This is a genomic window from Veronia pacifica, from assembly GCF_001707825.1.
GTDB classification, from domain to species: Bacteria; Pseudomonadota; Gammaproteobacteria; order Enterobacterales; family Vibrionaceae; genus Veronia; species Veronia pacifica.
On the sequence record NZ_LYBM01000046.1, the window covers coordinates 1 to 13,837 of the forward strand.

The 13,837-nt window shown below is 48.1% G+C and carries 9 protein-coding genes; 7 read left to right on the forward strand and 2 right to left on the reverse strand.

Annotated elements, in window-relative coordinates:
* Positions 1-93 precede the first annotated feature (93 nt).
* From A8L45_RS18975 to A8L45_RS18985, 3 genes are read left to right on the forward strand one after another with little or no spacing between them, the layout of a single operon-like run.
* Positions 94-1,677, forward strand: a complete 1,584-nt coding sequence (locus A8L45_RS18975; RefSeq protein ID WP_068904964.1) for an ABC transporter ATP-binding protein — start codon at positions 94-96, stop codon at positions 1,675-1,677.
* Complete coding sequence (locus tag A8L45_RS18980; protein WP_068904933.1) at positions 1,674-2,807, forward strand: ABC transporter permease; 1,134 nt, start codon at positions 1,674-1,676, stop codon at positions 2,805-2,807. The genes A8L45_RS18975 and A8L45_RS18980 overlap by 4 nt, the downstream gene beginning before the upstream one ends.
* Positions 2,794-3,768: an ABC transporter permease gene (locus A8L45_RS18985; RefSeq protein WP_068904934.1), complete on the forward strand. Its 975-nt coding sequence runs from the start codon at positions 2,794-2,796 to the stop codon at positions 3,766-3,768. The genes A8L45_RS18980 and A8L45_RS18985 overlap by 14 nt, the downstream gene beginning before the upstream one ends.
* 107 nt (positions 3,769-3,875) lie before the next feature.
* On the opposite strand, the gene A8L45_RS18990 is transcribed toward A8L45_RS18985, so the two are convergent.
* Together A8L45_RS18990 and A8L45_RS18995 are read right to left on the reverse strand one after the other, a co-directional pair.
* A complete protein-coding gene (locus A8L45_RS18990) occupies positions 3,876-5,708 on the reverse strand; it encodes an ABC transporter ATP-binding protein (protein ID WP_068904935.1) in 1,833 nt (610 codons plus the stop codon).
* Positions 5,709-5,910: 202 nt separating this feature from the next.
* The gene (locus A8L45_RS18995) at positions 5,911-9,069 is read right to left on the reverse strand and encodes a chitinase C-terminal domain-containing protein (RefSeq protein WP_068904936.1); all 3,159 of its coding nucleotides are present in this window, start codon (positions 9,067-9,069) and stop codon (positions 5,911-5,913) included.
* 342 nt (positions 9,070-9,411) lie between these two features.
* Here A8L45_RS18995 and A8L45_RS19000 point away from each other — a divergent pair, with 342 nt between their 5' ends.
* From A8L45_RS19000 to A8L45_RS19015, 4 genes are all read left to right on the forward strand, one after another.
* On the forward strand, positions 9,412-10,116 hold the full coding sequence (locus tag A8L45_RS19000) for a GntR family transcriptional regulator (protein WP_175402027.1): 705 nt from the start codon (positions 9,412-9,414) through the stop codon (positions 10,114-10,116).
* A complete protein-coding gene (prpB, locus tag A8L45_RS19005; RefSeq protein ID WP_068904937.1) occupies positions 10,113-10,988 on the forward strand; it encodes a methylisocitrate lyase in 876 nt (291 codons plus the stop codon). The genes A8L45_RS19000 and prpB overlap by 4 nt, the downstream gene beginning before the upstream one ends.
* Positions 10,989-11,101: 113 nt before the next feature.
* Positions 11,102-12,253, forward strand: coding sequence for a bifunctional 2-methylcitrate synthase/citrate synthase (gene prpC, locus A8L45_RS19010; RefSeq protein WP_068904938.1), 1,152 nt, complete (start codon positions 11,102-11,104; stop codon positions 12,251-12,253).
* 99 nt (positions 12,254-12,352) lie between these two features.
* Positions 12,353-13,804: a bifunctional 2-methylcitrate dehydratase/aconitate hydratase gene (locus A8L45_RS19015; RefSeq protein WP_068904939.1), complete on the forward strand. Its 1,452-nt coding sequence runs from the start codon at positions 12,353-12,355 to the stop codon at positions 13,802-13,804.
* Positions 13,805-13,837 lie beyond the last annotated feature (33 nt).

Sequence of the window (13,837 nt, forward strand, 5' to 3'; positions counted from 1 at the left end):
ATACCTTTCAGGCTGGTTTTTTTTGGCCTGAACAATCTGTGTTTCGGTACACGGGATCGCAGTACGTGGATGAGTAAACGACAGGGAGTCGGTATGTCATATCCCGCTATTGAATTGCGAGGCATCAACAAGAGCTTTGGTGCCGTACATGCAAATAAAGATATCAATTTCTCGGTGATGCCGGGAACCATTCACGGCATCGTTGGAGAAAACGGTGCCGGTAAATCCACTTTAATGTCAATTCTCTATGGCTTCTATCAAGCCGATTCAGGCACCATCTCAATAGATGGTGAGACATTACATATTGGTAACTCACAGGATGCTATTGCGGCGGGTATAGGTATGGTACATCAGCACTTTATGCTGGTTGAAACCTTTACCGTGCTTGAGAATGTCATGTTGGGGGCCGAGGGGCATAGCTTACTGGGCTCTGCAAACCGAACTGCCCGTAAGGCTCTGAAAGAGATCGAGGATAAATATGGTTTACAGGTTGATCCGGACGCTGTTGTCGGTGAGCTGCCAGTCGGTGTGCAACAGCGAGTTGAGATCTTAAAAGCCCTTTATCGCGGGGCAAGAATCTTAATCCTTGATGAACCAACCGGCGTCCTCACACCTCAGGAGACTGACCAACTTTTCGATATCTTACGCACTCTGAAAGAGCAAGGCGTAACCATCATTTTAATCACCCATAAATTGCGTGAAATTATCTCAGTGACTGACACCGTATCGGTTATGCGTCAGGGGGAAATGGTCGCTGAGCGGACCACGTCAGATACAACAGTCAATGATTTGGCAGAACTGATGGTCGGCAGAAAAGTATTGCTTCGTGTCGAAAAGCAACAAGCCAAACCGGAAGGTGTCAGGCTCAGAGTCAATGATGTGAGCTGGATCGATGAGCGAGGTGTCCGTCGTCTGAAAGATCTAAATTTTGAACTCCGCGCTGGTGAGATCCTCGGTGTGGCAGGTGTATCCGGCAATGGGCAGTCTGAGCTTCTCGAGGTGCTGTCCGGTGTTATTCTCCCCCAGAAAGGGAGCTTTACTGTTGTCAGTAAAAGTAACCAAGAAGTCTTTTCGGCAGACAGAGATCGCGATGCTGCTGTGATGCGAAAACTCAGTATCGGTCACATTCCTGAGGACAGGCTGAAACAGGGGCTGGTGAAGACAATGCCGGCTTCAGAGAGCGCCATTCTTGGTTTTCATCATGACGAGATTTACGGCGAAAAGCTATTTGACTTAACCGCTATCGACAAAGCGACACAAGACATGATGGAGCATTATGATGTCAGGCCACGGGATCCTTCATTAAAATCAGCCAACTTTTCGGGCGGTAACCAGCAAAAGTTAATTGTGGCACGTGAAATGTTGCGACAGCCTGAGCTTTTATTGGTAGGGCAGCCCACCCGTGGCGTTGATATCGGCGCAATAGAATTTATTCACAGTAATCTGGTCGCTGCGCGCGATAAAGGAGCGGCTGTGCTATTGGTCTCCACAGAGCTGGATGAAATCATGTCGCTCTCAGATCGCATTATTGTAATGGTAGACGGAGCAATAACAGGAGAAGTTATTGCCAGTGAAGCAGATGAGCGGCAGTTGGGTATTTTGATGGCGAATGCGGCTGATGAGCGTTCAGCTGAGGGTACATCAAGTGACGTTCTCGCGCAGGGAGGTAGCGTATGAGTCAGACAAAAGAGAACGTTCCGGGTTGGGTCAGGGTGCTGTTGGTACCATTGTTACAGCTTTTGCTGGCACTCGTAATATCGAGCTTTGTTGTTCTGCTTGTCGGTGAAAGCCCGATAGATGCATTTGGTGTCATGATTAACGGGGCATTAAACCTTGAATACGGTGGTTTGCACAACACGCTATATTACGCCACTAATTTTATTTTTACAGGTCTGGCTGTAGCAGTCGCCTTTCATGCTGGGCTATTCAACATCGGTGGTGAGGGGCAGGCCTACATTGCTGGTTTGGGCATTGGTATTTTGATGTTGTTGTTGGATGATGTGTTGTCCGTCTGGCTGATGGCACCACTGGCAATTATTACTGCTGCATTGTTCGGTGCTATTTGGGGTGCGATCCCGGGCTACCTGCAGGCGAGACGAGGCTCCCACATTGTTGTTACCACTATCATGTTCAACTTTATTGCCTTTTCTGTCATGGGCTACGCGCTGGTGGAGCATATCGCCAAGTACGGCGGTAATTCTACAGATTCTCGCTATTTCAACCCTGAAGCTGTGTTCCCTAAATTCTACGAGCTGGCAGTACAATGGGGCTGGGAATTACCGTTCTCACTGCTGAATCCCTCGGTGTTGCTTGCGTTGGCTGTTGCTGGACTGGTTTGGGTGATGTTGTTTCGCACCCGATTGGGTTATGCCATTCGGGTAGTGGGTCAAAATGCCAGCGCAGCCCGTTATGCCGGAATTGATGCACAGAAAATTACCATTATTGCAATGACAATATCAGGCGCGCTCGCGGGGCTGATGGCGGTAAATGAAGTGTTTGGTGCTCAGAATCGACTGATCCTTAACTTCACTGGCGGGTTTGGTTTTATCGGTATAGCCGTTGCGCTGATGGGGCGAAATCATCCCGTTGGTATCATCGTTGCGGCACTACTTTTTGGTGCGCTTTACCAAGGTGGTACTGAGTTACAATTTGAAATGCCAAGCCTCAATCCAGAATTGATCATGGTGATCCAAGGACTGGTGATCTTCTTTACAGGATCTATGGATAAACTTATCCGGGATCCCGTTGAGAAGTGGTTTATCAAGAAGAATGAGGCAGGGCAGGAGGTAAGCAATGGAACTGCTTAACTGGATTCTCTCGACAGCTGATTCAACTATACGCCTGGCGGTTCCATTAATATTTGCTGCAATGGCCGGTATTTTTTCGGAGCGCTCTGGCGTGGTGGATATCGGTCTTGAAGGCAAGATGTTAATGGCTGCGTTTACCGCTGCCGCGGTGTCTTACGTAACGGGCAATCCGTGGCTGGGACTGATTGCCGCGATTTGTAGCAGCATGCTGTTGGCATTGATTCATGGTTATGCGTCAATCACGCAAAAAGGCGACCAAATCATTTCAGGGCTGGCGGTAAATTTCTTTGCTTCTGGTATGACGGTTACTTTAGGTCACGCATGGTTTAAGCAAGGTGGTCAAACACCTACGCTGTATAATGATCAAAGATTTTTACCGATCGAACTACCCGGTGCCGAGGCCATAGGTGAATCTGTTCCATTACTCGGTCCAGTCTACCGTGACCTTATCTCAGGCCATAATATTCTGGTTTACCTGTCAGTCTTTGCTGTTGTTTTCACTTGGTGGCTGCTATTCCGCACCCGTTTTGGGCTCCGCCTCCGTGCTGTTGGTGAAGAGCCGGGCGCTATTGATACTGCCGGAATTTCTGTGGTTTGGTTGCGTTATCGTGCGGTACTGATGGCAGGTCTACTTTGTGGTATTGCCGGTGCGTATCTATCGACCGCTCAGAATGCAGCGTTCGGTAAAGAGATGACTGCAGGGCAGGGTTACATTGCTCTCGCTGCGGTGATATTTGGTAAATGGCAGCCGAGAAATGCGTTGTTGGCATGTTTGCTATTTGGTTTTCTCTCGGCGCTGGAAACAAGAATGCAGGGGGTAGAGATACCTTTGGTAGGTGTTTTGCCAACCCAAGTGTTCTCAGCCTTGCCTTATGTATTGACTGTGGTGCTCTTGGCTGGTTTTATTGGAAAGGCTGTCGCTCCAAAGTCGATAGGAAAACCCTACGTCAAAGAGCGTTGATAAGTATAGATAAACACTGGCGCATGATAGGCAAAAAGCCGACCAAAAGGTCGGCTTTTCTGTTTCTACATAGGGTCAGTACTGAGCGTCTGAGTCATCATTTGCTACTAGTCCTCACCGATGAATCCACTGGTCTGACGCCGCCAAAGTTGCGCATAGATACCATCTTTTGCAATGAGTTCCTGATGTGAGCCCTGCTCGGCGATCTCTCCTTTATCGAGAACGATAAGTCGGTCCATAGCCGCAATCGTTGACAGGCGGTGTGCAATCGCGATAACAGTTTTTCCTTCCATCAGTTCGTAAAGACTTTCCTGTATGGCTGCCTCAACTTCTGAGTCCAGTGCTGATGTGGCTTCATCCAGTATTAGAATGGGTGCGTCTTTCAGCAGTACCCGGGCAATAGCCACTCTTTGGCGCTGCCCACCAGACAGTTTGACGCCTCTTTCACCCACCATGGCATCGTAACCGCTGTTACCGTAAGGGTCGGAAAGGGTATCGATAAACTCATTGGCATGGGCTTTCTGGCTGGCTTCAATCATTTCCTGTTCAGAGGCATCCGGGTTGCCGTAAAGGATATTGTCACGGATTGAGCGGTGCAGTAACGATGTGTCCTGAGTCACCATACCAATATTGGCTCGTAGCGAATCTTGCGTGACTTCAGAGACGTTCTGACCATCAATCCGGATCTCGCCGTTTTCAACGTCATGAAAACGCATAAGCAAATTCACCAACGTCGACTTGCCTGCACCGGAGCGGCCAACTAATCCCACTTTTTCACCCGGTTTAATATGTAGATTGAGTTTCTCGATCACTCCTTTTTCTTCACCATAGTGAAAGCAAACGTCGTTGAACTGAATACCACCGTTATCAACGTTGATCGGTTGAGCACCTTTTTTGTCCTCTATATCAACTGGCTTAGACAGTGTATTCATCCCGTCAACAACCGTGCCGAGATTTTCAAACAAACCGCCTATTTCCCACATGATCCACTTAGACATACCATTAATTCGAAGTGCCAAGCTGACTGCAATTGCGATGGCACCAATACTGATGGCACTGCCAAGCCATAACCAGATTGAAACGGCACCAATAGCGAACACCAAGAGGTAGTTGATTGTATCAACGCCCAGATTAAAGCCTGTTGCTAAGCGCATCTGGCGGTGGACGGTATCTAAAAATGATGTCATACCTTCTTCGGCATAGGCGGTTTCTCTGTCGGTATGAGAGAAGAGCTTTACCGTCGCGATATTGGTGTAGCTGTCGACAATTCGCCCAGTCATCATTGAGCGTGCTTCGGCCTGCTCACTGGATACTGACTTTAGTTTTGGGACAAAGTAAATTTGAATGGCGATGTAAGTAAGTAGCCAAATTAACATAGGTAGCATCAGTCGCCAGTCTGATTGACCGATGATCACCAACATCGAAAGAAAGTAGACCGAGATGTACACTGCTACATCTAACAATTTCATCACCGTCTCACGGACAGACAACGACGTTTGCATCACTTTAGTGGCAATCCTGCCTGCAAAGTCGTTCTGATAAAAACTGACGCTCTGACGCAAAAGGTATCTGTGCGCCAGCCAACGTATGGACATTGGGTAGTTACCCAGTAACGTCTGATGGAGGATCAGTGAGTGAACAGCAATTAACACTGGCATGACGATGAGTATCAACAGGCTGATACCGACCAGTGTCCACCCCTCTTCTTGCAAAAAAGTCTCTGGATCATGGCTGACCAGCCAGTCAACGAGTTGTCCCATGAAACCAAATAGTGAAACCTCGACAATGGCGATCAATGCGGTAAGCACAGACATCGCGAGTAAAGGAATTTCGAATCCTCTCGTGTAGTGGCGACAAAAAGCCAGGAGCCCGTTCGGGGGCTGTTCGGGGGTCTCAGATGGGAAGGCGAGAGTGAATCGCTCGAATAACTTATAAAGCATATTTTATCCATAACACTGGGTGCGAAGATATCAAGCTGCACCCTCAGCTTAAACCATTTTGTAGTTTACGTTGCAAGTTGATGATTTGGCACACCGGGTTGTACAACAAAGGCAAAAATAAAATCCGGCCGTGATCTTATGCTCAGATATAAAAAAACCGGCCAGTGTTGCCGGTTTTGTTTTTTGGGTTTTTAAACAGCCGTTAACCGCAGACTTTACTCCAGCTGGCATCGCTGCCCGGTACAGAGCTGGTCCACCAGTTGGCTTGGAAAATCATGCCTTCATGAACCATTTTGTCCCCTGCTCCGGCGTGGGTCGGGTTACCCTGCCAGTCAGTCTGAGGCCAGTTAGGGTAGACATTGATACCTGTCGTATCGCACTTGTCATCATTATCATCGTCATCATTACCGCCGCTCAGGTCGCCAAGAGGAAGCTCTGGATACTCGGATGCAAACGCATAGTCCGTACCATTTACCGTGACTGTGTAATTTGCCGGGCCTGAGATTGGTAAGTAGTAAACCATATCCAGCTCATAGCTCTCCCCAGCTGGCAGTGATTTCCACCCTGGCAGTGAGAAAGATACCCGGTGAAGACTACCATCAAGACCGCCTACGTTATTCTTCTTCGAGTGAGCCGAAGCAATAACTTTAAGGCCGCCACCTGACTGATCTTTCGCGTTATCTGGAGAAGATGTCGGGATATCAAACTGGAACTCAGTTCCACCCGGAATATCAACGCCTGTGTTGTTAGTAAAGGTCAGCGTCGGGTTGATAGGGTAGTTCTGATCACCGACTTTGAACCCGCTGATGCTCACAGAGATATCTACAGCCGAGCTTGGCATTGGAATATCCGCGAGGGTACTACCATAAGGCGCAGCAGACGCAAATTTGTCATACATTGCCTTGGTCATGGTGTTACCCATGTGATATTCACCATTACCGCTCTTACAGGCTGCTTCTGTTTCATCAACCTGATTGGTACGGACGCCGTTACTGTCGAACAGATAGCAGTTATAGTCACCTGCCAGTTCCCAGAACATAATACCGCCGATACCCTGGTCTACAACGTAGTCAGATTTCAGATTAATGGAGGCTTTATCTTCTGTTGAAATGAAGACGCTCTTCTCTGCGTTCCACAGCCACGGTGCTACCGCTACGCTGTCATAGTGACGCTCGTACTTACCAACAAGCTTGTGGTCTGGATTGTTAACCGGATCGAGGTCGTATGCGCTTGCATAGGTACCGTAAATACCATTTTCGAGGTTCTTGGCGTGCCACATTGGGTTTGAGCCAGCACCCATTTCGTTGCCTTGCTCATCATCATCGTGCCACATGTTATCGATACCGATAGCACCGTATCCGCAGTTATTCTTCTCACCTTCACCTGTACCATCTGGACAAGATGATTGGTCAGGAAGTGCTGCGCTTCCCCAGAGACCATTTTCACCACCAGACACGCTTTGCCAGCCACGGGTGTAATAAGGTACACCAATGTTGATTCGACCTGCAGGCATTGAGCCGCGGAAGTAATGGTAAGCCCAGTCAGTGTTTAGGTAGCCAAGACCGCCATAGGCTGCGGTATCGTAAACGTTCCATGCGGCAAGTTCGGAGTCTTTTCCGGTATCGAACAGAGCAGCGTTGTGACCAACATGATCATTCCACGCACCGTGCAGGTCGTAAGACATGATATTGACGTAATCAAGATACTTGTTCACGTCCATGGTTTCCATGCCGCGCAGCAGGTAGCCTGACGAAGGTGCAGCGATTGTCAGCATGTAATGTGTGCCGTCGGCAGCACTTGCTGCATCGAGTTTCTCACGAAGAACACGCATCAGCTCGTTGTACGAACGCATCAGGTATGGACGACGAGATTCAGCGAACTCCTTATCCATAGGGTTACCTGCGCCAGCCATGCTGGTTGGGTATTCGTAATCTATATCGACACCATCGAACTGGTACTGACGGATAAATTCAACCGCTGAGGTAGCGAACTTCTCAATGCCTGCATGATTGATGCTGCCATCGGAATTGGTCGTCATGGTGTAGAAGCCACCATCGTTGATACGTTTACCGTCGGCACCAAAGTGGCCGCCAGTTTCTGCCCAGCCACCAATCGAAATCAGTGTTTTGACATCATGACGTTTCTTGTAAGTTGCCAGAGCGCCAAGGTGTCCCTTGAAGCCGAGAGCAGGATCAATATCAACACCGGGCCAGGTTTTACCGACTGCAGCGTTATCTGGGTCATTTACGTCACCTATGTTTACTTTGCCGTCAATACCGATGCTGACGAAGGCATAGTTAATGTGAGTAAGCTGTTCCCATGGGATATCTTTAACGAGGTAGGCTGCTTGGTCATCATCGCCAGCACGCCAGCTGGTGAAGTAACCAATGATACGACGTGGATGGTCAGCCCCCATTTTTTCACGACCGTCCTCGTCGTAAATTGTACAGTATGGGACGTCTACACCTTCTGTCTTATAGAGTCCTTCTGGACGACAGCTTGATGTCGTCGGTGTGCCGATCACCTCAAGGCTGACAGTGGTCGAATCGGTGGTATCGCCATCGTTGTCAGTTGCTTTCGCATAGACAGACACTTGTCCTGAACCGACAGATGTCCAATCCAGCGAGTAAGGAGCGGTTGCAGAAGTGCCTACCAGGCGACCAGCGACAAAGAAGTCAACTTTGTCGACAGTACCGTCTGAGTCGGTCGCTTCTGCGGTAAGGGTAACGACGTCGCCTTGATTAACAGAAGTGGCAGAAAGAGAGAGAGAAACCGCTGGCGGATCGTTTGGAATAACAACGTCACCCTCAACAGAGACTGATACCGACGCTTCAGATGTTGCGCCTTCGTCGTCTGTCGCGACAACTTTTATAACATGACTTCCTTCTACAGCTATCCAGTCTGCTGAGAAGCCATCGTTGGCGTCACTGTCAACGCTGACAGACTGGCCATCAATGTAGAATTCGACGTTTGCAACATTACCGTCCACATCTTCCGCCATTGCGACGATAGACACATTGTCACCCGTCTTGAATGTTGCGCCTGAAACAGGACTGCTAATAGATACGGTAGGAACTTGATTCTCTGAGCCATCAGTGTCGCAGTCACCGATAATGTCCCATACTTTCCAGCCACCTGAGTTTTCCGCCGGACTATTTCCTTGCGTCCACCATCGGGCTTCGAACAGAACATCACTCTGCTGGGCCTGATCTCCCTTGTTATAAATCTTTTGGGCATTCCATTCTTCAACATTGCTACAGTCTTCTGCTGCCTGAGCTTGAAAGCTCAGTGCACAGGCAATAGCGATTGCAGAAAAAGCAAAGGGTTTGGTGCGTCCCTTCCCACCTAATCTGTTTTCCATTTTTTTCCCCTTGTTAATAAAGGCGTAAGTGGTCAATCCTGTTTCAGATGTAAAACTTTTGTTGCGCCGCTAATAAAGTAATGAAGAAATTTGTTAATGGCTTGATAGATTTTTGGGTAGTTAGATGTCGTACGTAAAACCCGCTGAAAACGTATAGAAACTACTGTTTATACTCACATTTATTCTTGGTTCTCACCGTGCCGATAAGATTTTTTTGAGCTTTAACTCGTATAAATCGGTAAATGATAAAATTGTCTACAATCACGCAAAAATATGGCAAATATACCGTATGAGGACATGGACTATCATTAAAACTGTCAACAATTGGCAGGTGGGGATGACATGAGTGGCAAAATATCGGGTGATGTAGACGATTCTGCGATAAGGGAACCGACTAAGTCCGACAATCTAACCGAGCGACTTATTGAGGCAATCATTTCCGGAGAGTTTCCGTCAGGCAGCAAAATTTCTGAACCAGAATTGTCCAGACGCTACGAAGTGAGCCGTGGGCCATTGCGCGAAGCTATCATGCGTATCGAGACGCTTGGCTTAATTGAGCGGATCCCTCATGTCGGAGCCCGTGTGATCACCCTCAGTGAAGTTCAACTCAAAGAGATCTACTCAGTACGTGAAGCCTTGGAGGGTATGGCTGTTCGTCAGGCATGTCAGCATATTACCAGTGAAGAGCTGCACTCTCTTAAACAACTGCTGACCAGCCATCAGCAATACATAAAAGATGTAAAAGGTGCTTCTTATTTTCTCCAGTCGGGGGATTTCGACTTCCACTACCGTGTTATCAAGGCCAGCCGCAATCAAAAGCTCATCTCGCTTCTTTGTGATGAACTTTACCATCTGGTTCGCATGTACAGGATCCAGTTTTCTCGCCTTCGTTCAGCGCCGAAGTCTGCGCTGAAAGAACACTTTCAGATATTTGATGCGCTTTGTGAGCGCGATGAGGATTTGTCAGAGATGCTGATGCGACGACACATACGCCGCAGTCAGCATTTGGCTCAGGAATTTTTGATTAATCAAGGGGAAAATAAATGAGTGCAGGAAAGCGCTTTCGTGAGGCTGTTGAAGCAGGGTCTCCATTGAGTCTCGTCGGTGCGGTCAATGCTTACTGCGCCATGATGGCAGAGCAAGTAGGGCATAAAGCGATTTACCTATCTGGTGCAGGAGTGGCAAATGCCTCTCATGGTTTGCCTGATCTTGGCATGACGGGACTCAACGATGTTGTTGAAGATGCGCGCCGAATCACTTCAGCCACAGAGCTTCCCCTTATGGTGGACATTGATACGGGATTTGGTGGTGCATTTAATATTGCTCGTACAATTAAAGAGATGGAAAAAGCAGGTGTGGCCGCAGTGCATATGGAAGATCAAGTCGGTCAGAAGCGTTGTGGACATCGGCCAAATAAAGCCATCGTCAGTCAACAGGAAATGGTCGATAGGATTAAAGCAGCGGTGGATGCCAGAAGCGATCAGAACTTTGTCATTATGGCCAGAACGGATGCTCTGGCTGTCGAAGGTATGTCGTCCGCTATTGAAAGGTCGCAGGCTTGCATTGATGCCGGTGCTGATATGATTTTTCCCGAAGCGGTCAGATCATTGGAAGAATACCAGACGATATGTGACGCATTGGATGTTCCCGTGCTGGCTAATATTACCGAGTTTGGCCAGACACCACTTTACTCCGCCGAAGAACTGGCGTCTGTTGGCGTTGAAATTGTTCTATACCCGTTATCGGCTTTTCGGGCCATGAATAAGGCGGCGCTTAATGTCTACCAACATATTCTGGGGGATGGTCATCAAAAAAATGTGGTCGACACAATGCAGACCCGAGAGGAGTTATATCAATTTTTAGGTTATCACGATTTTGAGCAGCGACTTGATGCACTATTTCGAGGTGATACAGATTAGCGACGTCCAGAACAAGATCGTACCCATAAAAGTGGTCAACAGAATCACATGGATCTTGCAGCAGGCGTTTGCAGTTTATCGCTGAAAAATTGATTCAAGGATGAGGAGGGAAAATGACTGAAAAAAATACCGATAATACTAATAAGGTACCGCAGCCACAGGGATTGAGAGGTCAGAGTGCAGGGGTAACGGCTTTGTGCACGGTGGGCAAAACAGGAACCGGGCTGACCTATCGCGGTTTTGACATTTCTGATCTTGCTACCCATGCAACTTTTGAGGAGGTAGCGTACCTTTTGCTGCGAGGAAAATTACCGACACAGCAAGAATTAGATGACTACCAGCAGCGTCTGTTAACTATGCGGGAGTTACCTGCGGCCCTGAAGACCGTACTTGAAAACATACCAGCAGATGCTCACCCTATGGATGTGATGCGAACAGGGTGCTCAGTACTCGGAAACCTAGAAACAGAGCTCGGTTTTGAACAGCAAGCCGACAAAACAGACAGACTGCTAGCACTGTTTCCGGCCATCATCTGTTATTGGTATCGATTTAGTCATGATGGCGTTCGCATTGACTCAGACAACTGTCAGCAGACGTCAATCGGTGGTCACTTCCTCGAGATGCTCACTGGGCGGCAGCCATCTGACCTCCATGTTGAAGTAATGCAGTGTTCTCTTGTGCTGTACGCAGAACACGAATTTAACGCATCTACCTTTACTGCTCGTGTGTGTGCGTCAACACTCTCTGATTTGCATTCCTGCATTACGGCGGCCATTGGATCATTACGCGGTCCACTCCATGGGGGAGCTAACGAGGCTGCCATGGATATGCTTGCTAACTGGAAAACAGCAGAGGAAGCAGAGCAGGCTATCCTGAAAATGCTTGAGACCAAAGAAAAAATTATGGGTTTCGGCCATGCTATCTATCGTGAATCTGATCCAAGAAATACCTTGATAAAGGCATGGTCAGAGAAGCTGGCTGAAGATGCTGATGATCCATGGCTTTACGAGGTATCAGAGCGTGTTGATGAGGTCATGTGGCGGGAGAAAAAGCTATTCCCGAATGCAGATTTCTATCATGCATCGGCCTATCACTTCATGGGAATACCGACCAAATTGTTCACACCTATCTTCGTGATGAGTCGCCTTACCGGGTGGGCTGCGCACGTATTTGAGCAGCGTGAAAACAACAGAATAATCAGACCAAGTGCTGACTATATCGGCCCTGAACATCAGGACTGGGTACCGATTGAGCAACGAAAATAATAACAATACGGATTGAATTAGACAGTTTGCTAAGGGCTTTATCCATTAGTCGGAATCTAAAACACAGACAACAAGGAATTAATTTTTGGGAGATTTACTATGTCAAACAACGTAGATATCAATCAACGGCCCGAGCCTGATGAGTTACTTCAGACGATAGCAGATTATGTCGTAAACGACGGTATCAACTCGCAAGAGGCATACAATACAGCGAGAAACTGTCTGATGGATACTCTCGGATGTGGTTTGCTTGCACTTCGCTTTCCTGAATGCACCAAACACCTCGGCCCTGTCGTTCCCGGAACCGTGGTTCGTCATGGCGCAAGAGTGCCCGGCACATCCCATGAGCTTGATCCGGTAATGGCAGCATTTAACATTGGATGTATTATTCGCTGGCTTGATTTCAATGATACCTGGCTGGCAGCAGAGTGGGGGCATCCATCAGATAATCTTGGTGGCATATTGGCAACAGCAGATTATCTGAGCAGGGTGGCGGTTGCCGAGGGAAGAGCACCGCTGACTATGCGCGATGTGCTCACTGCAATGATTAAAGCACATGAGATTCAGGGAGTGCTGGCATTACAAAATAGTTATAACCGTGTCGGACTTGACCATGTTTTGCTGGTGAGAGTGGCTTCTGTAGCCGTGGTTACCAAAATGCTTGGTGGTGATCGTGATCAGGTCATTGATGCTTTGTCACAGGCATGGGTTGATGGTTGCTCATTGCGAACCTATCGTCATGCCCCTAATGCTGGGTCAAGAAAATCATGGGCAGCAGGCGATGCAACCGCAAGGGCTGTTCGGTTGGCAATGATCACCATGAAAGGGGAAATGGGATTGCCATCAGTGCTGACGGCACCAAAATGGGGTTTTTATGACGTATTGTTCGATGGTAATGTTTTCGACCTTGCTCAACCCTTTAGTGCTTATGTCATGGAAAATGTCTTGTTTAAGATTTCTTTTCCGGCAGAGTTCCATGCACAGACGGCGGTAGAATGTGCTGTGACGTTACATCCTGAAGTCTTTGAACGTCTGGATCAGATCGAAAAAATTGTTGTGACGACCCATGAGTCAGCCATTCGGATCATCTCCAAAGTGGGCGACCTCGCTAACCCTGCCGACCGAGATCACTGCCTGCAATACATGATCGCGGTTCCCCTGATTTACGGAGATTTAGTCGCAGAGCATTATGAAGATGATTTTCACGCTAATGATGGCCGTATTGATCAACTGCGGGACAAGATGGAGATAGTAGAGGACAAACGCTACAGTGAGGAATATCTCGATCAGGACAAACGCTCAATAGCCAATGCAATTCAGATATTTTTCAATGACGGCACGTCGACAGATAAGGTCGAGGTCGAATATCCAATTGGACACCGTCGCCGCAGGGTTGAGGGGATACCGATTCTTGAGCGCAAGTTCAAGAATAATCTTCTTACTCGCTTCCCACCACAGCAATCAGAGAAGATTTATCAATGCTGCCTTGACCAGGCAACGCTGGAAGCCCTGCCAGTCAATGAGTTCATGGATATGATGACCATCAATTAACGGGCGGTGAAAAAGCACTGTGCCTGGCACAGT

Bases quoted from the DNA above. Each gene is read 5' to 3' on its own strand.
- A8L45_RS18975 (WP_068904964.1), top strand. From the start codon at position 94: ATGTCATATCCCGCTATTGAATTGCGAGGCATCAACAAGAGCTTTGGT.
- prpC (WP_068904938.1), top strand. From the start codon at position 11,102: ATGACTGAAAAAAATACCGATAATACTAATAAGGTACCGCAGCCACAG.
- A8L45_RS18990 (WP_068904935.1), bottom strand. From the start codon at position 5,708: ATGCTTTATAAGTTATTCGAGCGATTCACTCTCGCCTTCCCATCTGAG.
- A8L45_RS18980 (WP_068904933.1), top strand. From the start codon at position 1,674: ATGAGTCAGACAAAAGAGAACGTTCCGGGTTGGGTCAGGGTGCTGTTG.
- prpB (WP_068904937.1), top strand. From the start codon at position 10,113: ATGAGTGCAGGAAAGCGCTTTCGTGAGGCTGTTGAAGCAGGGTCTCCA.
- A8L45_RS18985 (WP_068904934.1), top strand. From the start codon at position 2,794: ATGGAACTGCTTAACTGGATTCTCTCGACAGCTGATTCAACTATACGC.
- A8L45_RS18995 (WP_068904936.1), bottom strand. From the start codon at position 9,069: ATGGAAAACAGATTAGGTGGGAAGGGACGCACCAAACCCTTTGCTTTT.
- A8L45_RS19000 (WP_175402027.1), top strand. From the start codon at position 9,412: ATGAGTGGCAAAATATCGGGTGATGTAGACGATTCTGCGATAAGGGAA.
- A8L45_RS19015 (WP_068904939.1), top strand. From the start codon at position 12,353: ATGTCAAACAACGTAGATATCAATCAACGGCCCGAGCCTGATGAGTTA.